This window comes from Paenibacillus sp. 2TAB23 (genome assembly GCF_052115165.1).
Classification (GTDB): domain Bacteria; phylum Bacillota; class Bacilli; order Paenibacillales; family Paenibacillaceae; genus Pristimantibacillus.
Genome location: NZ_JBFRGD010000037.1, coordinates 11,817 through 31,956, shown reverse-complemented (window position 1 = coordinate 31,956; position 20,140 = coordinate 11,817). Strand labels below are relative to the sequence as shown.

General features: G+C 51.5%; 18 protein-coding genes. 13 read left to right on the top strand and 5 right to left on the bottom strand.

Annotated elements, in window-relative coordinates:
• Positions 1–64 precede the first annotated feature (64 nt).
• From AB4Z29_RS30765 to AB4Z29_RS30750, 4 genes are read left to right on the top strand one after another with little or no spacing between them, the layout of a single operon-like run.
• The gene (locus tag AB4Z29_RS30765; RefSeq protein WP_441946711.1) at positions 65–1,030 is read left to right on the top strand and encodes a DUF4430 domain-containing protein; all 966 of its coding nucleotides are present in this window, start codon (positions 65–67) and stop codon (positions 1,028–1,030) included.
• Complete coding sequence (locus AB4Z29_RS30760; protein ID WP_441946710.1) at positions 1,030–1,920, top strand: energy-coupling factor transporter transmembrane component T; 891 nt, start codon at positions 1,030–1,032, stop codon at positions 1,918–1,920. The genes AB4Z29_RS30765 and AB4Z29_RS30760 overlap by 1 nt, the downstream gene beginning before the upstream one ends.
• Entirely contained in the window at positions 1,893–3,563 is a 1,671-nt protein-coding gene (locus tag AB4Z29_RS30755; protein WP_441946709.1) for an ABC transporter ATP-binding protein, read from the top strand. Before AB4Z29_RS30760 ends, AB4Z29_RS30755 begins: the two co-directional genes overlap by 28 nt.
• Positions 3,545–4,282: an ECF transporter S component gene (locus tag AB4Z29_RS30750; RefSeq protein WP_441946708.1), complete on the top strand. Its 738-nt coding sequence runs from the start codon at positions 3,545–3,547 to the stop codon at positions 4,280–4,282. Before AB4Z29_RS30755 ends, AB4Z29_RS30750 begins: the two co-directional genes overlap by 19 nt.
• Positions 4,283–4,377: 95 nt before the next feature.
• Here AB4Z29_RS30750 and AB4Z29_RS30745 read toward each other — a convergent pair whose 3' ends face one another.
• The 3 genes from AB4Z29_RS30745 to AB4Z29_RS30735 form a co-directional block, all read right to left on the bottom strand.
• Entirely contained in the window at positions 4,378–4,890 is a 513-nt protein-coding gene (locus AB4Z29_RS30745) for an SRPBCC domain-containing protein (protein ID WP_441946707.1), read from the bottom strand.
• Positions 4,891–4,902: 12 nt separating this feature from the next.
• Positions 4,903–5,247 (bottom strand): ArsR/SmtB family transcription factor, encoded by a 345-nt coding sequence (locus AB4Z29_RS30740; RefSeq protein ID WP_183565162.1) that lies wholly within the window; start codon positions 5,245–5,247, stop codon positions 4,903–4,905.
• A 222-nt stretch (positions 5,248–5,469) separates the two neighbouring features.
• The gene (locus AB4Z29_RS30735; protein ID WP_441946706.1) at positions 5,470–5,841 is read right to left on the bottom strand and encodes a hypothetical protein; all 372 of its coding nucleotides are present in this window, start codon (positions 5,839–5,841) and stop codon (positions 5,470–5,472) included.
• A 206-nt stretch (positions 5,842–6,047) separates the two neighbouring features.
• On the opposite strand from AB4Z29_RS30735, the gene AB4Z29_RS30730 reads away from it, so the two are divergent.
• Entirely contained in the window at positions 6,048–6,398 is a 351-nt protein-coding gene (locus AB4Z29_RS30730; protein ID WP_441946705.1) for a DUF805 domain-containing protein, read from the top strand.
• A 58-nt stretch (positions 6,399–6,456) separates the two neighbouring features.
• Here the strand turns inward: AB4Z29_RS30730 and AB4Z29_RS30725 are convergent, their stop codons facing one another.
• A complete protein-coding gene (locus AB4Z29_RS30725) occupies positions 6,457–6,906 on the bottom strand; it encodes a YdeI/OmpD-associated family protein (protein ID WP_441946704.1) in 450 nt (149 codons plus the stop codon).
• A 316-nt stretch (positions 6,907–7,222) separates the two neighbouring features.
• On the opposite strand from AB4Z29_RS30725, the gene AB4Z29_RS30720 reads away from it, so the two are divergent.
• The gene (locus AB4Z29_RS30720; RefSeq protein WP_441946703.1) at positions 7,223–8,779 is read left to right on the top strand and encodes an ABC-F family ATP-binding cassette domain-containing protein; all 1,557 of its coding nucleotides are present in this window, start codon (positions 7,223–7,225) and stop codon (positions 8,777–8,779) included.
• 102 nt (positions 8,780–8,881) lie between these two features.
• The gene (locus AB4Z29_RS30715) at positions 8,882–10,426 is read left to right on the top strand and encodes an SAM-dependent methyltransferase (protein WP_441946702.1); all 1,545 of its coding nucleotides are present in this window, start codon (positions 8,882–8,884) and stop codon (positions 10,424–10,426) included.
• Positions 10,427–10,591: 165 nt separating this feature from the next.
• Here AB4Z29_RS30715 and AB4Z29_RS30710 read toward each other — a convergent pair whose 3' ends face one another.
• A complete protein-coding gene (locus AB4Z29_RS30710; protein WP_441946701.1) occupies positions 10,592–11,455 on the bottom strand; it encodes a helix-turn-helix domain-containing protein in 864 nt (287 codons plus the stop codon).
• A gap of 206 nt (positions 11,456–11,661) precedes the next feature.
• On the opposite strand from AB4Z29_RS30710, the gene AB4Z29_RS30705 reads away from it, so the two are divergent.
• The 6 genes from AB4Z29_RS30705 (at position 11,662) to AB4Z29_RS30680 (ending at position 20,105) form a co-directional block, all read left to right on the top strand.
• Positions 11,662–12,441 carry an SDR family NAD(P)-dependent oxidoreductase gene (locus tag AB4Z29_RS30705; RefSeq protein WP_441946700.1) on the top strand — a complete coding sequence of 260 codons (780 nt, stop codon included), beginning with the start codon at positions 11,662–11,664 and terminating at the stop codon, positions 12,439–12,441.
• A 23-nt stretch (positions 12,442–12,464) separates the two neighbouring features.
• On the top strand, positions 12,465–13,562 hold the full coding sequence (locus AB4Z29_RS30700; RefSeq protein ID WP_441946699.1) for a mandelate racemase/muconate lactonizing enzyme family protein: 1,098 nt from the start codon (positions 12,465–12,467) through the stop codon (positions 13,560–13,562).
• A 20-nt stretch (positions 13,563–13,582) separates the two neighbouring features.
• Positions 13,583–14,356, top strand: a complete 774-nt coding sequence (locus AB4Z29_RS30695) for an SDR family NAD(P)-dependent oxidoreductase (RefSeq protein WP_441946716.1) — start codon at positions 13,583–13,585, stop codon at positions 14,354–14,356.
• A 31-nt stretch (positions 14,357–14,387) separates the two neighbouring features.
• Positions 14,388–15,305: a fumarylacetoacetate hydrolase family protein gene (locus AB4Z29_RS30690; protein ID WP_441946698.1), complete on the top strand. Its 918-nt coding sequence runs from the start codon at positions 14,388–14,390 to the stop codon at positions 15,303–15,305.
• 18 nt (positions 15,306–15,323) lie between these two features.
• Complete coding sequence (locus AB4Z29_RS30685) at positions 15,324–17,648, top strand: glycoside hydrolase family 95 protein (RefSeq protein WP_441946697.1); 2,325 nt, start codon at positions 15,324–15,326, stop codon at positions 17,646–17,648.
• 156 nt (positions 17,649–17,804) lie between these two features.
• Positions 17,805–20,105: a helix-turn-helix domain-containing protein gene (locus AB4Z29_RS30680; protein ID WP_441946696.1), complete on the top strand. Its 2,301-nt coding sequence runs from the start codon at positions 17,805–17,807 to the stop codon at positions 20,103–20,105.
• Positions 20,106–20,140: the final 35 nt, after the last annotated feature.

Here is a 20,140-nt window from a genome sequence, read left to right as displayed (position 1 = left end):
AAAGGGAACAGGGCAAGGGGAGCGAGTTGGCCCTTGCCTTGTTCGTTAAGGAGATGCATGAAGCATGAGCAGGAATAAATGGCTGGCGGCGCTTGTCATTGTCAGCGTGCTCGCGATCGCTTTCTTTTGGGGCGGCAATTACCCGAAAAAAGAAACGCTTCCAGCTCCGAGCGAGGCGCTGGAAGCGGCAGAAACGCAGTCTGCTCAGCCAGACCAGACTGAGCCAAGCAGTAAACCGGAGTCCGGTACGCCGGCTCCAACGGGCACGGCTGATCCTGCGGAAACCGTAAAGCCAACCGGGTCCCCGGCAGAGGAAACGGTAAAGCCAACCGCGTCCCCGGCAGATGATATCCCGCCGCAGGGGCAAACCGAAACGAAACCGGAGCAAACGCCGGCAGAGGGTGGAGGCAAAGCCGCTGCGACGGAGGCGCCAACGGAGGCACCAACGAAGGCACCGACAAAAGCGCCTACGAAGGCGCCGGTAAAGGCAACAAGCAAGCCAGTGCAGGCAAAGCCGGAAACAGGCAAGGACAAATATCAGACGGAACCTGTACCGGAAGGGAAACCGAAGCCCGTGGAGTGGCAGGACGCCACAATCGACAAAAGCGAGAAGCTAACCGTTACCCTGTCTGTCAGAGCGGATACGATTCTGAGCAATATGGATCTTTTTGATGAAGATAAGCTTGAGGTGCTGCCTAAGGACGGTATTATCTATAAGACGCAAAAGGTAACCTTCTACGAAGGGGAATCCGTATTTGATGTGCTGCTCCGTGAAATGAAAAAGAGCAAAATCCATATGGAGTTTGAAATGACGCCTGTATATAACAGCAATTATATAGAAGGCATTCATAATATTTATGAATTCGATTGCGGCGAGCTGAGTGGATGGATGTACAAGGTGAACGGCTGGTTTCCGAACTATGGCAGCAGCCGCTACATGCTGAAGGACGGCGACGTCATTGATTGGGTATATACCTGTGACCTCGGCAGGGACGTTGGCGGAGATAATGCGGCGGGGGCTAAGCCATAATGAAGGACCGGTTCTCGAGCTTTCATCCGATCGTTAATTTTGTTTATTTTGCGGCAGTCCTCCTGTTCGGCATGGTGTTCATGCATCCCATTCTACAGGCGGCGTCACTTGCGAGCGCGCTACTTTATTCGATTATGCTGAACGGGAAAAAGGCGGTTACCTTCAATGTGCTCTACATGCTGCCGCTGCTGCTTGTGACTGCAATCGTGAATCCGCTGTTTAATCATGCCGGCGTAACGATCCTGTTTTATTTGAAAAACGGCAATCCGATTACGCTTGAATCGATAGCTTATGGCGTTTCGGCGGCCTGCATGTTCGTAACGGTCATTATTTGGTTTTCTTGTTATAACGCGGTTATGACCTCGGATAAATTCATCTATCTATTTGGCAAAATCATGCCGGCGCTCTCGCTTATTTTCTCCATGGTGCTGCGGTTCGTGCCGCGTTATATCGCGCAGCTGAAGGTGATCTCGAATGCTCAGAAATGCATCGGCAGAGATGTATCGCAAGGCAGCATACTCGCGAGAGCTCGCAACGGGATGACGATTCTGTCGATTATGACCACCTGGGCATTGGAGAATGCGATAGAAACGGCGGATTCCATGAAATCGAGAGGCTATGGGCTGCCGGGCCGAACCAGCTTCTCGTTGTTTCGGTTTGATAACCGGGATAAGCTCGTGTTTGTTCTTATGCTGGGACTGATTGCGGTCATATTAACGGGCGCTGCTCTAGGCGAGAATACGATGCGGTTTTTCCCTTCAATTAAAGTGCCAGATAAGTCGCTGCTCAGCTTTACCGTGTATATGGCTTATTTGGGACTAGGCCTGCTGCCCGTGATTATCAATGTGCTGGAGGAAGTCAAATGGAAACGTATCGAATCGAGGATGTAGTCTTTGCCTTCCCTGAGAAGGAGAAAGAGGTACTCTCGCATATAAGCTTGACCATTAAGAGCGGGGAGTTTATTACAATTTGCGGGAAATCGGGCTGCGGCAAAAGCACCTTGCTCAGACAGCTGAAATCGATCCTTACCCCGCATGGTAAACGAAGCGGAAAGATATATTTCTGCGGGCAGCCGATCGAGGAGGTTGATCAGCGCACGCAGGCTTCCGAGATCGGCTTCGTGCTCCAAAACCCGGACAATCAGATCGTTACCGACAAGGTATGGCATGAGCTGGCATTCGGCTTGGAGAGCCTTGGCTGCGATAGTGCCACAATCCGGCTTCGCGTTGCCGAGATGGCAAGCTTCTTCGGTATCCATACCTGGTTTCGCAAAAATGTATCGGAGCTGTCCGGCGGACAAAAGCAGCTGCTCAATCTGGCGTCCATCATGGCTATGCATCCGTCCGTGCTCATCCTGGATGAGCCCACCTCCCAGCTCGATCCGATTGCGGCATCGGATTTTCTGGAAACGGTAAAGAAGATCAACCGCGAGCTTGGCACTACGATTATTATGACCGAGCATCGGCTGGAGGAGATCATTCCGATTACCGACCGGCTGATCGTCATGGACGAGGGAGCAATCATCGCGGAGGGCTCGCCTGAACAGGTAGGTGCTGCGCTAGGCCGCATGAAGCATCCGATGTTTCTGTCGATGCCGACGCCTATGCAAATCCATGCCGGCGTAGGCAGCAGCCTGCCATGCCCGGTGACGGTAAAGGAAGGGCGGCAGTGGCTTAATGCGTATATGAGCGGCAAAACGGCGGTCGTCATCGACATCATCGAAGAAAGCCCGAAGCAGGCATCAGTGCCTATTATTCAGTTCAAGGACGTATGGTTCAAGCATGAGAGGAATGGTCCGGATGTGATCAAGGATCTGTCCTTTGCCGTCGAAGCGGGGCAGTTTTATTGCCTTGTAGGAGGCAACGGAACCGGCAAGACGACAACGCTATCGTTAATGAGCGGCATTCTGCAGCCCTATCGGGGCAAGATTCTAATCGGCGGAAAAAATCCGTTGAAAATGAACGCAAAAGAGCTGTTCACGAACAATGTTGGCATTCTGCCGCAAAATCCACAAACGCTGTTCGTCAAAAAAACCGTCCGCTTGGATTTGTACGAAATGCTGTCCCAGACCGCGTTGACCAAAGAAGAGAAGGAAAGCAAAATCAATGAAATGGTTGCCTTTGCGGAGCTGGACCATCTGCTGGACATGCATCCTTATGATTTGAGCGGAGGCGAGCAGCAGCGGGCTGCCCTCGCGAAGGTTCTGCTCCTAGAGCCGCGGATTCTGCTGCTGGATGAGCCGACGAAAGGCTTGGACGGCTTCTTCAAGGAGAAGCTCGCACGGTTTCTTCAGAAGCTGAATGCAAGCGGGGTCACGATCGTCATGGTCTCGCATGACGTTGAGTTCTGTGCCAAATACGGCGAGGTATGCTCGATGTTTTTTGACGGCAGCATCATTACGACGAACACGGCAATCCGTTTTTTTGCAGGAAATAGCTTCTATACGACGGCAGCAAACCGAATGGCTAGGCATATATGGAGCGATGGCGTAACGATAGAGGGTGTAATTGAGCGATGCCAGAAAAGCCGTTAGCAGGAACCCGGCTCAGCCGCCGCACGTGGCTGGCTGCCGTACTTATTCTAGTGGTCATTCCGGCCACGATTGTATTCGGCATCGTGGTGCTGGATGACCGGAAATATTATTTCATCAGTCTCCTGATCGTCTTGTATACGATGCTCCCGTTTGCGCTCGTGTTCGAGAAACGAAAGCCGCAGGCGCGCGAGCTGATCGTCATAGCTGTATTGGCTGCGATTGCCGTTGCGGGAAGATCAGCGTTTTTTATGCTGCCGCAGTTTAAGCCGGTTGTGGCAATCGTTATTATTGCAGGCGTAAGCTTTGGCGCGGAAGCGGGTTTTCTGGTGGGGGCGACCGCGGGGTTCGTTTCCAACTTCTTCTTCGGGCAAGGACCATGGACGCCTTGGCAAATGTTCTGCTTTGGCATTATTGGCTTCCTTGCAGGCATTTTGTTTCAGAAGGGGCTGCTGAAGAAAACCAAGCTTTCGCTATGCGTATTCGGAGGGCTGTCCACCTTTTTTGTATATGGCGGCATTATTAACGCGGGCTCCGTCACGATGTTCTCATCCGAGTTTTCTTGGAAGGCGCTGGCTGCTTCCTATGTGTCCGGCTTCTGGTTTGACATCGTACACGCATCTGCAACGGTGTTGTTTCTATTCGTGCTCGCCCGTCCCATGCTTGAAAAACTGGATCGTATCAAAACGAAATATGGCCTAATAGAGCCAGGGGGCAAGTAGATAATGTGGCACTAGAAAGCCGTAACATGACAATAGGGCAGTGAGGAGATCGAGTTAGATTCTCCGCACAGCCCTATTTGTGAAATAGTATCTGTTTATTGAATGGCTTGCAGGTGCTCGCCAAGGCGGTCCCATGTTTCCGTAATACCTTGCTCCATGCCCATATTCATAACGGTTTGAAGCGATTCTTCGGATGGGTAAGTCGACCGGCTGACAAGCTTCGTCCTATTGCCTTCCAATGCTTCAAAGGTCATCGTAATATGAGGGGAAGGCATGCCTTCGGTTACATTGCCCTCTGCATCAGAGAAAAAGTCGACATAGATGATTTTTTCATTCGATACGATTTCTTCATAGACGGCCTTGCCCCATGATTCAAAACCGAAGAAGTCGCCTTGATTCTCGTCCACGCATTTCATGCAATAATGCCAGACGCCGCCTGGGCGGAAGTCCACTGAGCAGAACGGAACCTCCCAGCCGCGTGGTCCCCACCATTGCTTCAGATGCTCGGCCTGCGAGAATGCTTGGAAAACAAGCTCGCGCGGAGCGTTGAATACGCGCTCTAGAACGAGGACAGGACCTTCTACTCGGGATATCATTGCGTTCGACATTGTAACTCCTCCTTAGTTTTGGTCAGGCTTGGTATCCTTTTGTTGCGAGCTTTGCAGCTTCTCCAAATACTTATCAAGCGAATCAAAGCGTTCTTCCCACATTCGCCGGTAGCCTCCGAGCCAAGAGTCGAGGGCTTGGAACGGGACAGCGCTAAGCTGGTAGTTCCGGCGATTGGCGTCGGCGTGTACCTCAACGAGCCCGGCTTCGAGCAGGACCCGCAGATGCTTCGAGGCTTGTGGCTGGCGAAGCTGTAATCGGTCGGCGATATCTCCAACCGTCAACGGACCGTTAAGCAACAGCTCTACAATGCGTAAGCGGTTCGGTTCGGCCAGTGCGCTAAATGTTGTAATCTCCATTTAGGCCACCTCTTTCTTATGCTGCTAGCCGTTGTTATATTTAAAATATACTCCAGTTTGAATATTCTTGTCAAGGAATATTCAAACTGGAGATACACTTTCCAAATTAGATATCCTTTAAAAGCATTTATTGGAATTCCTGCAAAAAAATTAGATTCCATAAAGGCCGCTTACCTATGCCGTAATAAAACAAAAACCCCGCGTCAGTTAGCGGGGCATTATTTACAAGTTTCGCTGTCTTATTTCGTCCACTATCGCTAACGCTTCTCGTAAATGCTCCACGCTACCGCCGTCATTAAACTTCTCCACTAATTCTGCAACAAATAGAATATCATTTGCTGCTCCGTAATCATTTACTGTATGTGCTAACGCTTCATATACGACRGGTTCAAGGGCTTGGCTATCGATGCGGGTTATATACGTTCCGTCCCATGAAATAATTCGCTCTAAGCGCTTGCTCGCATCTTCGAGCGATAAAGTCAGAGGGGGCCTGCTTGCGAATGCGTCGGGAAACAAAGTCTTAAAGGAGATCCCAACAATAATCAACACGGCTAGAATAATAGCGATTAGATCGCGTTTTAAATTCGTAGACATGGAAGCATGCCTCCTAAAGATCATTTACATATTTTATAATACTAAATCTCTTATTGTGTAACAAACAATAGTTTTCCTGCGACATATGTAAATGAAGGATAACTCTTCTATATATTCATTTTGGTTCAAGCCCCGCCGATATAATATACAGGTAAAATTTATGAGATATGTAAGTTTTACGAATAATCAATTGGGGTGGACTAGAAATGCATTGGTACACAGAAGTCATGAAAAATTATGTGGGGTTTACCGGCAGGGCACGGCGCTTGGAGTATTGGATGTTTTTCCTCGTGAATGCTCTTATCTCCATCGCGCTTGTCATTGTCGAATCGATCGTGGGTATGCCTGGTGTAATATCGGGTCTTTACTCGCTGGCGGTGCTGCTGCCGTCATTAGCGGTAGTGGTCCGCAGGCTGCATGACATTGGAAGAAGCGGACTCTGGATATTCATCGGAGTAGTTCCTGTTATTGGTGCCATTGTGCTGTTGGTATTCTCCTTTATGGAAGGCGATTCAAACACGAATAAATACGGTCCTAACCCAAAGCTCTACGGTTAATATAGATTAAACGAACAAGACGAGAGCCCATCATTGGAGCTCTCGTTTGCTTTTAAGTCTATTGCGCGCGACCTTCTTTGAGCATTGCTACCGTTTTGTCGATGCGCCGCAGGCGGGTTTCTGCCGTCTTCGCCTCTTCAATTGCTAGTACGAGCCGACGTTTGTTGCTATAGGACAGACCCGTGAAAAACGCGTTTGCCTCTGCTTCCGCTTCAAGTGCGGCAGCAAGGTCGCTTGGCACAGTAACTTCACGCGGTGCATGGTCCAGCTCAATATCTACGGCAACTTCTTCCCCGGCAGCGACACCAGCTCCTTTTCGATTCTCCGCGCTTAAAGGAACCATGAACCGGCCGCCCATTGTGGCAACTGTGGTACGGTAGCTGTAAGCATTGATCGTGATAGTCACAGCGGGCTTCTTGCTTGTGCCAAGCGCTGCTACGATCTCCTCAGGCACGGCGAAGCCCGTTGCGGTCTTGCCGCCAAGCTCAATAACGGATTGGAATTTCATAAGTGATGCCTCCATAATTATTCGAATGGTTAAGTGGATTCCTTAATGCAAAATCTGGCCGTCAGTTAACGGAATTGGCGAAGGCTTGCCGATCAAATAGCTCTATGCTAGAGAAATAGGCTGCGATTGGCAGTCTGCCAGCTCTTCTTTGTCTTCGATAAGACTACGTCGCCGAATGCCTGCGAGGTTTTGACGGCAGCAGCGTTGACCCCTGTAAATTTTAAAAACACGATATAGAATGGAATCCTACGTTGAGTTGCATGCCTCATAACGTTTATAATAATACGATAATATTAAAAAAGAAAAGGTGTCATTCATGAGCATATTAAATGTAGAACGATTAAGTCACGGCTTCGGGGATCGCGCGATCTTCAACGATGTATCCTTTCGCCTGCTGAAGGGCGAGCATATTGGGCTGATCGGAGCCAACGGCGAAGGCAAATCGACCTTTATGAACATTATTACTGGCAAGCTTCAGCCCGATGACGGCAAGGTGGAATGGTCGAAGCGGATGCGCGTCGGTTATTTGGACCAGCACGCGGTTCTGAGCAAAGGTTCGACGATTCGCGACGTGTTGAAAGGAGCTTTTCAATACCTGTTCGATATGGAGCAGGAGATGAACGATATGTACGGCAAGATGGGCGATGTTACGCCGGAGGAGCTTGAGAAGCTGCTTGAGGACGTAGGAACCATACAGGATACGCTGACGAGCCAGGATTTCTATCTGATTGACGCAAAGATCGAAGAAACGGCACGCGGCCTTGGGCTGACTGATATTGGGCTGGACAAAGATGTAAACGATCTAAGCGGCGGTCAGCGCACAAAGGTTTTGCTGGCAAAGCTGCTGCTTGAGAAGCCTGACATTCTGCTCCTGGATGAGCCTACCAACTATTTGGACGAGCAGCATATCGAATGGCTGAGGCGTTACCTGCAGGAGTATGAGAATGCGTTCATCCTTATCTCGCATGATATCCCGTTCCTTAACAGTGTTATTAACTTGATTTATCATATGGAGAATCAAGAGTTGAACCGCTATGTTGGAGACTATGAGTACTTCCAGCAAGTGCATGAGATGAAAAAGCAGCAGCTGGAATCAGCGTTCAAGCGGCAGCAGCAAGAAATTGCCGACTTGAAGGATTTCGTTGCCCGCAACAAAGCGAGCGTAGCGACACGGAATATGGCCATGTCCCGCCAGAAGAAGCTCGACAAGATGGACGTCATCGAGATTGCGAAGGAGAAGCCAAAGCCGCAGTTCAACTTCAAGGACGGAAGAACATCAGGCAAGCTAATTTTCGAAACGAAAGAGCTTGTGATCGGTTATGACAGCCCGCTGTCCCGTCCGCTTGATCTGCGCATGGAGCGCGGACAGAAAATTGCGCTCGTTGGCGCGAATGGCATCGGTAAGACTACGCTGCTGCGCAGCATTTTGGGCGAGATTCAGGCCATATCGGGAACGGTTCAGCGCGGAGAGCATCAGCAGGTCGGTTATTTCCAACAGGAAATGAAGGAGACCAACTACAGCACCTGTATCGAAGACGTATGGAAGGAATTCCCTTCTTACTCGCAATTCGAAGTACGCGCTGCGCTGGCGAAGTGCGGTCTTACGACGAAGCACATTGAAAGCAAGATCGCCGTGCTAAGCGGCGGCGAGAAGGCGAAGGTGCGTCTGTGCAAGCTGATCAACAGCGAGACGAACCTGCTCGTGCTCGATGAGCCGACGAATCACTTGGATGTGGATGCAAAGGATGAGCTGAAGCGTGCGCTCAAGGCGTACAAAGGCAGCATCCTGCTGATTTCCCACGAACCGGAGTTTTACCGCGATGTCGTGACGGATACGTGGAATTGCGAATCCTGGACGACGAAGGTTTTCTAAATCGTCTTATCCGAAAGCCTGCCTAATCGCTCAGGATTAGGCAGGCTTTTTTTGTAGCTGACTGGCATTTAAGCAAAAATAAAGCAAAGTAGGTTAAACGGAATGACTATTCGCGATCAGCAAATTTACCGGTTTAGTGAAGCGCCGATTTGGGAGCTGCAGCGTGCCTATTTCGAAGAGCAGGGAATAAAGGCATGGCAGCGCGAGGAAGTGCCGCAATATATTACGAGCAATCCGGTCATGGCGACTGCGTATGCCGAAATGATATTCGGCTTCCTTCAAGACAGGGCGGCGCAGGGCAATATTTTGGAGAGGGTTACGATCATTGAGCTTGGGGCAGGCTCGGGCCAGCTGGCGTTCCATGTGCTGAAGGAGCTATCGGCGCTTGTTGCGTTCGCGGAATTGGCGCTTCCGCCGTTTCGTTATGTCATGACTGATTTACCGGCTAAAAATATAACCTTTTGGCAGCAGCATCGCAGCCTAATGCCATTCGTAGAGCAAGGCCTGCTTGACTTCGCGCAATTTGATGCGACCAAGGATAGCGAACTGCATTTGGCGGAATCGGGCGAAACGATTAGCGCGGGACAATTGGAGCAGCCGCTGCTTCTGATTGCCAACTACTTTTTTGACAGTATTCCGCAAGAGCTGATCTATGTCGATGAGGGCCTAATCTATGAATGCCGTGTTTCCCTAAGTGTGGGAGAGGGGGAGGCCGAATCTGAATCCGAGGACAGGCTGGGGAGACTCAAACCTGAATACCATTATTGCAGAGCTGGCGAATACGAACAAGATAGCTACCCTTACCGAGAGGTAATTGCGCTGTATAGGGAGCAGCTTGAAGATTCGCACATTCTTTTCCCCATTGCGGGACTAGCGTGTTTAGAGCGGCTTGGGCAATTATCGCAATCAGGGTTTGTCCTGCTGACGGCAGACAAAGGCGACCATCGGATCGAAAACTGGGCATTCGCCGAACCTCCTAAGCTGATTCACCACGGGAGCTTTTCCTTGACGGCGAATTACCATGCGATCCAGCATACGTTCGAGCAGAGAGGCGCACTTACTTATTTCACTGAGCATCATTATAAAAACTTGAATGTGGGCTGCATACTGATGGTGGATCAACCTGCGGGGTTCATACAGACCCGCCTTGCCTATCGCCGCTATGTCGAGCGTTTCGGCCCTGATGATTTTTTCAGCTTAAAGCTTTGGTTCGATGAGCATCTGGGTACGCTGGAGCTTTCGCAGATACTGGCTTTCTGGCGCCTTGGCCGCTTTGATCCGCAGCTGTTTCTGCAAAGCGCGGGCCGCATCGATGCTTTGCTGGAAGAATGCGGAGAAGAAGAAGCAGAGGATTTAAGGCAGGGCATGGTTACGATGTGGCAAGGGTATTATCCGCTGGATGAGCGGCAGGATTTAGCGCTTATTTGCGCGATGCAGCTTTATCAGCTGGAGCTGTACGAGGCTGCGGGAGACTTTTATGAAAAGTCGCTTGCCAGCCACGAGGGGACAGCCGAAACATTGTATAGCATGGCGATCTGCTGCTATGAAATGGAGCGGGAGGCAGAGGCGCTGCAATATGCGGAACGCGCGCTTAGACTGGAACCTATGCATGAAGGAGCGGCTGCGCTGCTTGCACATTCGGAATAAATAGAAAGGCGGGTCAGCATCGTTTGCTGCCCCGCCTTTTTTGCATACGAGCTTGCTCCTCTACGCTCTTTGGCACAGATGTTATTCCTCAGCGCCTTCAAGTACGTCTTCGAATGACGAATTGGTCATGAGACCTGTCCGATGGCAGGCGGCTCGGAAACGGAATCAGCTTCTGGATTGCGGCTGCAAGCGGTAATGCTTGGGGCTTACGCCATAGAAGGCACTGAAATGCCGCGTGAACGGATGGATGGAGGTGTATCCGAGCCGTTCGGCGATGGCGGTTACGCTAATCTCGCTCTCCAGAAGCAGATGGGAGGCGCGCCTCATGAGCAGCTTATGGTGGTAGGCTTTCGGCGTCAGTCCGGTCTCGCGCAGAAACAACGCGTGGAAATAGGTTCGTTTCAGGCCGCAGAAGGTCCACCACGTTTCAACCGGCTCGCGCTGCTCGGGGTGATCATTCAAATGGGCAAGTAAGCGGACGATTCGGTAATCGGTCGGTTGATGCGTATGGATGGTGTTATGCCAGCTGAGAACCCATGCATACAGAAGGCTGTTCATCATCTCTGTCCGATAATACACCGCGTTATGGTAAAGCTTCGAGAGCGTGACCAGCGACTCATACAGCTCCGGATAGGGCTGCAAAGAAAAGACAGAGGGCAGGCTGTCCAGCTCATCGCAAGGAAATGACAACGCTGTCTCGCCAAGCTCGAAGGGCTCCGGCGCATAGATGAAGGTTCGATTGGCAGAGACAGGCTGAGCCTCGCTCCATAGATCGAAATAAAGATTATGCGAGGACAATGGATGATCCGGCGAAATATGAAAGGCATGCTGCTCCCCGGGCCTTAGAAAGATAAGCGTGCGGTTCTCGATCGCGTAACGTTTTCCGTCAATCTCCATTTCTCCGGGCCCGTCGGTGAAAAGATGGAAGGCATAAACGCTGCATACCCGCAGCTTTTCGTTCGAACTTCCATCGTAGAGGTAGTACATCGAGTCTCCGACATGAGGGGTCATTTCGTTCAGGTTTCTCACAACAGCCCAGCCTCGCCTTCCTGTTTCCTGAAATTTAGCGGATGATTTGATAAATTTATGGATCGTTAATCAAATACGATATGGTATGTAAATGATACAATAACTGCATTATTAAGAATAGATCCTAACGCAATATTACGGATAAATTATCAACAGATGTAGATGAATCGATAGTGGGATGCTGGCTGTTAAAAGGAGGTATGCTCTTGCGGTTTAAAGATAAAGTCGTGCTTGTCACCGGCGGGGGCTCAGGGATCGGCGAGGTAAGCGCGCAGCTGTTCGCCGCGGAAGGCGCGCATGTTATTGTAGCGGATCGGAATGGAGCGGAGGGGCAGCGCTCGGCCGATGAACTATGCAAGCGCTATCCAGCATTGAAAGGGCTTCCACGCGCAGTTGCGATGGAGACGGATGTCTCGCGGGAGACAGATGTTGAAGCCGTGCTGGATCGAACGGTCCAGATGTACGGCAAGCTCGACGTGCTGTTTAATAATGCGGCTGTCATCTGCTCCAAGCCGCTTGAAGAGATTAATGAGCGCATGTTTGACCAGCTGTATGCCGTTAATGTGAAAGGCGTTTATTTGATGATAAAGCATGCCATTCCGCATTTGCGCAGGTCAAAAGGGAGCGTTGTTAATATGTCCTCCCTTAACGGGCTTATCGGACAGAGGCAGAATCCAATCTACGCCGCCTCCAAGGGCGCTGTCATCGCATTGACCAAATCGCTTGCGCTGGATTATGCGCAGGATGGCGTAAGGCTCAATTGCGTATGCCCGGCAGGGGTAATGACGCCGCTGCTGGACGAGTGGACGAGGCAGCAGCCGAATCCAGCCGAAGCGGTCCAATCTCTGAATGCGATGCATCCGCTTGGAAGGCCTGCAACCTCCGAGGAGGTTGCCCAAGCTGTGCTGTTTCTGGCATCCGAGCAGGCAGCATTTATTACCGGAGTTGCCCTGCCCGTCGAAGGCGGCGCCTCGCTCGGCTATTAAACGAAATCAAGGGAGAGCTTACGATGAAAATTACAAAAGTAGAAACGTTTGTGCTGCATGTGCCGATTGACCCGCCGATTACTGATGCCATTAATGTTGCGACACATTGGGGATTGTCAGGCGTTCGCATTTATACGGATGAGGGCTATGTCGGTTATGGCTATACAGGAACCTGCGCGCATGGCGACGATATGATCGTGGATACGATTGACCGTTATTATGCGCCTGAGCTGATCGGCAAGGACCCTTTTATGGTGAAGGAAATTTGGGACACGCTGCGTTTTGGCAAAATGCACTGGATCGGTCGTGCGGGCATCACGCACATGGCGCTGGCGGCAGTTGATATCGCGCTTTGGGACATTATGGCGAAGGCGTCAAACAAGCCGCTGTGGCAATATCTTGGCGGTCATAAATCGAAGGGCATCAAAGCATACAACACGAACGGAGGCTGGCTGAACTGGTCGAAGGAGCGTTTGCTTAAGGACGTCACGGATATCGTCGAGCAGGGCTTTACCGGTGTCAAAATCAAGGTCGGCAAGTCTAATCCCCATGAGGATTACGACCGGGTGAAGGCCGTACGGAAGGCGATTGGCGACCAAACGATCTTCATGATCGACGTGAACCAGCAGTGGAACATTAACACGGCGATGACGTGGGGCAAGAAGCTGGAGGAATTTGATCTGTTCTGGCTGGAGGAGCCGCTTAACCCGGATGATATTATGGGCCACAAGAAGCTGGCCGACGCGTTGAACGTACCAATCGCGCTGGGTGAGCATGTGTATTCGAAATATGCTTTCCGTGATTATATCCATCAAGGCGCCATCGAATATTGCCAGGTTGACGTGACGCGGGTTGCAGGCATTACGGAATGGCAGCAAGTCGCTGGACTTGCAGCCTCGTACGACATTCCGATCTGTCCGCATGTCGGCGATATGGGACAGATTCATCAGCATCTGGTAGCTGCTACGCAAGGGGCGATCATGCTGGAATACATTCCATGGATTAGATCCATTTTCGTTGAACCGGCTACCGTCGTTAATGGACAGTACGTATTGCCGGAGATGCCGGGAGCGTCTACCGAAATCATTCCTCGTTATTTCGACGAATATCGGATCAGATAACGGAGGAGAGGAGGATGTCTATGAGACTGCAGGGTAAAATCGCGCTCCTGACCGGAGCCGGCTCAGGAATCGGAAGAACGACCGCTGAGCTGTTCGCCAGAGAAGGCGCGACGGTGATTGTGAATGACATCGATGAAGCCAAGGGGCTGGAAACGGCTCAAAGCATCCAAGCAAGCGGGGGGAGCGCACTGTTCCTGCACGCTGACGTTACGGATCCCAGCTCGGTACGCGAGATGATCGAAAGCGCGATGCAAGCCTACGGAGGAATCGATATTCTATTCAACAACGCCGGCATTAGCGGTGTCGGTGCCATTCATGAGATTGAGCCGGAGGCATGGGACCGCGTGGTACAGGTTAATCTGCGCGGGGTATTCCTGCCGTCGAAGTATGTGCTGCCTTACATGATGGAACGCAGATCCGGCAATATCATCAACATGTCCTCCTGCATCGCGGAGATTGGACTGGCGCGGCGGGCATCCTACTCGGCAACCAAAGGCGCGGTGCTGGCGCTGACCAAGTCCATGCAGGTCGATTATGCCAAATACAACATACGCGTAAACGCGATATTGCCGGGAACGATTATGACGCCGTTCGTCGAACAGTATTTGCAAAGCTCGTATGACGATCCCGAAGCGGCTATCGCGGCCATTAAAACAAGGCAGTTAAGCGGTCATTTAGGAAAACCGGAGGATGTAGCGAATGGGGTGCTGTTTCTAGCGTCCGACGAGTCCTCCTTCATGATGGGCTCCCCGCTCTATATGGACGGAGGCGTCGTATTCGGCAAGGATGCTTGATGAAAGAGAAGCGAGAGGATGATGGGACAAGATGAAGCTAGTCACGATAGAGCATGAAGGACAGTTTAAGCTGGGCATCAAACGGAATGAAGGCATTTTTAATATTCATGCAGCGCTTGAACGGTTTCCGAGCGCGGGCATCTCCAGCGATGTAATGGCTGTAATTGAAGGCGGAGCGGAGAGTCTTGCCTTGTTGGCCGCATACGCGGATCACGTGCTTGAGTCGGCGGATACCCTTGATGGATTGCTTATTGCCGAGGAGAACGTTCGCTTCGGGCCATGCGTCACGAGGCCGAATAAAATCATTTGCGTCGGCTTGAACTACAGGAAGCATGCCATAGAGACGAATGCGCCGATCCCTCAGTATCCCATTCTATTCAACAAGTTCAATAACACGCTTACGGGGCATCGCGAAGATATTGCGCTGCCGGAGCGTGTCACCTCGCAGGTGGATTATGAGGCGGAGCTTGTCATTGTCATCGGCAAGACAGCTAAGTATGTAAGCAAGGATGAGGCGCTGCAGCATGTGTTCGGCTACTGCAACGTCAATGACCTGTCGGCTCGCGATCTCCAGATGCGGACCCAGCAGTGGCTGCTCGGCAAAAGCTGCGACGATTTCAGTCCGCTCGGTCCGTACCTTGTAACCGCGGACGAGATTCCGGACCCGAATAATCTTGAGATCAAATGCATCGTGAATGGCGAGATCCGTCAGCAATCCCATACATCCGATATGATTTTCCCTTGCGACGAGGTTGTGAGCTATATTTCGCAGCATATGACGCTTACGCCAGGCGATATTATTCTGACAGGCACGCCGGAGGGTGTCGTCCTTGGCTATCCGGAGGATCGCCGGGTTTATTTGAAGGACGGAGACGTCGTTACCATTGAAATCGAAGGCTTAGGCAGCCTGACCAACCGCCTCATTAGTGAAGTCAATTCGAATATATAGCTAAGGGATGGATACAGCATGAATCAAGCGAGGCTTTGGTATAACGGACCGGGAGCGGGCTGGAAGCAAGGACTGCCGATCGGCAACGGAAGAATAGGCGCCGTCATTTATGGGGGAGCCGCGCAGGAAACGTGGAGCATGACGGAGCTGACCTATTGGTCAGGAAAGCCGGAACGTATTCCGGGCAGCGGCAAAGGGAAAGCCGGGCTTGAGGAAATGAGGGCTGCTTTTTTTAATGGAGACTATAACGAAGGCGATCAGTTGGCCAAGCAAATGCTTCAGCCCAAGAAGCAGAATTTCGGGACGAATCTCTCCGTATGCGATGTAGAGCTTCGGTTCGGGCCGGAGGGCGAAGAGCTGAAACGCGAGCTTTGCTTGGAGAGTGCGATTGCGACCGTTTCCTATACGCGTGAAGGCAGCAGCTTCATCCGCGAGACGTTCGCGACCCACGCGGACGGCATCGTTGTATCGCGAATAAAAGGGGAGCAGCCGGGCGGGATATCCTTCTCGCTCTCCGTGAAGGGGCGTACGGGACATTTCTCTGCTATCGCCACGAATGACGATACAGTCGCATTCTATGGGCAAGCAACGGAAGATATGCATAGCGACGGATCATGCGGCGTATTTTGCCGTGGGCAGGTAAAGATTGTGCCCGTGGGCGGCACCATTCGAAGCAGCGGCAGCGAGATTATCGTGACGGATGCCGACGAAGCTACCGTATATTTTGCAATCCATACCGATTATCGTCAAACGGACGACGAGTGGACGACGAGGAGCACGAAGCAGATAGCTGAGGCTATTGCCAAAGGCTATACGCAGCTTAAGGCAGATCATATTGCGGATTACAGCGCTCTGTATGCGCGTGTCTCTCTTGATTTAGGCGATACCGAGCATGACAAGCTGCCGACAGACGAGCGGATGCGGCGGCTGCAGAAGGGTCAGCAGGATGATCCGGGCTTAATCGTTTTGTTTTTCCAATATGGCCGCTATTTAACGATTGCCGGTTCGCGCGAGGATTCGCCGCTGCCTCTGCATTTGCAGGGCGTATGGAACGACGGCGAAGCGAACCGCATGGCTTGGAGCTGCGACTATCACTTGGATATCAATACGCAGATGAACTATTACCCGACCGAAATAAGCAATCTGGCGGAATGCCATGTCCCATTGATGAACTATATTGAACGGCTGTCCGTATCGGGCAGGGATGCGGCACAGGATTTCTACGGCTGCGAGGGCTGGGTGGCGCATGTATTCTCCAATGCATGGGGCTTCGCGGCTCCGGGCTGGGAGACAGGCTGGGGACTGAACGTAACGGGCGGCCTGTGGATCGCGATGCATGTGAAGGAGCATTATGAGTACGGTCTGGATCAGTCGTTCCTGACGAAGCAGGCCTATCCGGTTATGAAGGAAGCAGCCGCCTTTTTCCTTGATTATATGACGGTGCACCCAAGCAACGGCTGGCTGGTTACCGGGCCTTCCAATTCCCCGGAGAACAGCTTCTACACGAGTAAACGATCGGAGGGCCCTCAGCAGCTGTCGATGGGCTCGACGATGGATCAAGTGCTGGTAAGGGACCTGTTCTCTTTCTGCTTGGAGGCTGCCGAGTTGCTGGAGACGGATCTTGAGCTCCAAGAAAAGCTGCGGGCGGCAATTGCTTTATTGCCGCCGCTGCAGATCGGCAAGAACGGACAGCTGCAGGAATGGCTGGAGGATTATGAGGAGGCGCAGCCTGAGCATCGCCATCTTGCGCATCTGTTCGCGCTCTACCCTGGCAATCAGGTAACGCCGCACGGTACGCCCGAGCTCAGCGCAGCTGCCGAGCAAACGCTGATCCGCAGAATGACGGATGAGCTGGAGGATATTGAATTTACGGCGGTGCTGTTTGCAACCGGGTTCTCCCGGCTATTCAATGGAGACCGTGCGCTAAGGCATATCAACCACTTGGTCGGCGAGCTTTGCTTCGATAATCTGCTGACCTATTCAAAAGCAGGCGTTGCCGGTGCGGAGACGAATATATTCGTCATTGACGGCAATTACGGAGGTACGGCGGCTGTTGCCGATATCCTCCTCCAAAGCCATGCGGGCGAGATCCACCTGCTGCCAGCACTGCCTGCTGCGTGGGCGAACGGCTCATTCAACGGATTAAGGGCGAAAGGGAATGCAGAGGTTGGCGTTTCCTGGGAAGCGGGCATACTGACAGCGGCAACCATTCATGCGCATTCTGCCGTTCAAGTGAACGTCCGTTACGGCGACCGTACCGTGACTATCGCATGCGAGGCGGGTCAAACGTACGGACTGGACGCGAACCTTCGCCTCATCGATCACGAAGCGACAGCGAAATAGCTTATGAAAAGAGCGAACAGGACAACTACGAGCTTTATTAGTAGTTGTCTTTTCGCATCATTAGGTTATTATGAATGAGCGGGCTTTTAAAACGATGTAAGGAGCTCCAAATACCTATTATGTAAGCGCTATTATATAGAGAAGGGTGGGTTGGACGTGCCGAAGTACTCAACGATCTTCCGCAAATTTCTCGTTTCGTATTTAATTATATTAATTATTCCAAGCATAGCGGGTTATGTTTCCTACCGCACTTCGATTTCGGTAACGCAATCCATCTCGATCGAGAATAGCGTTACGCAGCTGCAGCGAAGCCAGGAAATATTGGAGAGAAGGATGGTCGAGGTCGAGGGTTTTACCCGTCAGCTCGCGTTGAATCCGGATTTAAATAAATTGATGAATGAGCGGAAGCAAGGCGACGAGGTTAATGTATACGGCATATGGAGCATGGTGAAGCAGGTTACGCCGTTTAGCCAAACGAATGATTTTCTGCAAAACTACTTTATATATTTAAATAATTATGACGTTATTTTCACGCAGGGCTCGGCATACTTCCGTCCGGAGCATTATTATCAAAACTTCCGCTACCCCGATCTTACGGTAGAGGAATGGAAGAAAGAAGTGCTGGGGCAGACTCATCGCAGCGAAATTATGCCGCTTCGCTCCTATATGAGCAATTCGAAGCAAACCTCGGTTATTACGTATATGCAGTCGCTTCCGCTGGACAGCTTCAGCGGTTCATCGCCGGCTACCGTGGTTGTCATTATTAACGAGGAGAATATATCGAACCTATTGGCAGGATTAGAGGACCGGTACGGCGGCTGGGCGCATATAAGCGACGCGCAGGGAAACACGATAGGCGTGCGCGGCATAAGCGAGACGGATGCGAAGAAGCTGTCTATGGATACGGAGCTTGACCCGGCCAAGACGAGCCAGTTCTATAATGACGATCTGGTCATCACGATTCATTCCGACAAGAACGGCTGGACCTATCGGGCGGGAGTTCCTCGCCAGGTGCTGATGGAGAATGCGAATCAAATCAAATATATTACGTGGCTGGTTACCGGAATTGCGATATTGCTCGGCTTGCTGGCTGGTTTGCTCTTGTCCTATCGGAACAGCGCGCCGATCAATCGGCTGCTTGGCGTCATGAAAGAGCATTTCGGCAAAGACGGCATCGCTGAGCGCAATGAGTATGATTTTCTGCAGGGCAATATATCCAACATGATTACGAGCAACCGGCAGCTTGAGCTTGAACTGAAACGCCAGCTGCCCTTGGTGCGCGACGGTTTCCTGAAACGGCTGATTGCGGGCGAGTTCCACACGACGGAGGAGATTGCGGCTGCCGCAGCCCAAGCGGATATGAGCTTTTCTTCCGACGGGGGTTACGTAGGCATTCTGCGAATCAATGGATATTCTGGCATGGACAGCGTTGAAATTCTGAATGAGCTCGCCGCGGCAAGATTGATTCTAAAACAAGCCTTAACGGATGCCGTTAACGAGCTGCCGATGACGGATCTCGGCTCCGACCGAATCGTAATGATATGGACGGCACAGCAGGAGGATGTAGGGGGCCCTGTGTGGAGACAGCAAATAAGCGAAACGCTTGAGAAGCTGGCACAGGTTGCGTATACGGAATACAAAATATCGGTTACGGCTGCGTTCGGAGACAGCTATCCGGCCATTATGGATGTAAGCCATTCCTACGAGCAGGCGAAGCAGATGATGGAGTACGCGGAGTTTTCCAGCAAAAACAGTATCATCTGGTTTAGCGATTCGCGGCTTGAAACGGCAACTTACTATTATCCGCTTGATATTGAGCAGCGCTTGATTAGTACGATTAGAGCGGGCGATCCCGATGAGGCGAAGCGGATGCTGCTGTCCGTTATGGAGAAAAATACGGAGAACCAGCAGCTCTCGCCGGAGATGAAGCAGCAATTGGTCGGCGAGCTGAAGGGCACGCTGCTCAAATTGCTTGATCAGAAGGCGTTTATGGAATCGGAGCTGCTGCACACGCTCAAGAATCAAATGATAGGCATTCAAGCCTCCGATGCGCTTAGCGCCATTCAAGACGAGATGATCGAGATCGTGAATGCGCTCTGCGGCGTTATTAATAGCAAGAAAAACAATGCGCATATTCAAATGGTTGAGGACATTAAACATTTTATCGCGGAAGCGTACGGCGATTCTGAGCTGACCTTATACCGCATCGCGGAGAAGGTGGAGCGCCCGGAGAAATATATTTCGCAGCTGTTCAAGGAGGTGACGGACGTGAACGTATCCGATTATCTCGAGATGATCCGGATTGAGCAGGCCTCCTTGCTGCTGCGAACCGATGCTTGCACGGTGGACGAAATTGCGGCACGCGTAGGCTATAACAGCTCACATTCCTTCCGCAGAGCATTCAAACGGGTGATGGGCGTTGCGCCAAGCTCCTATAGACAATCCATAAATATATAAGCGTTCTGCCGCGCTTGAGGCAAGGAGTGGGAGAA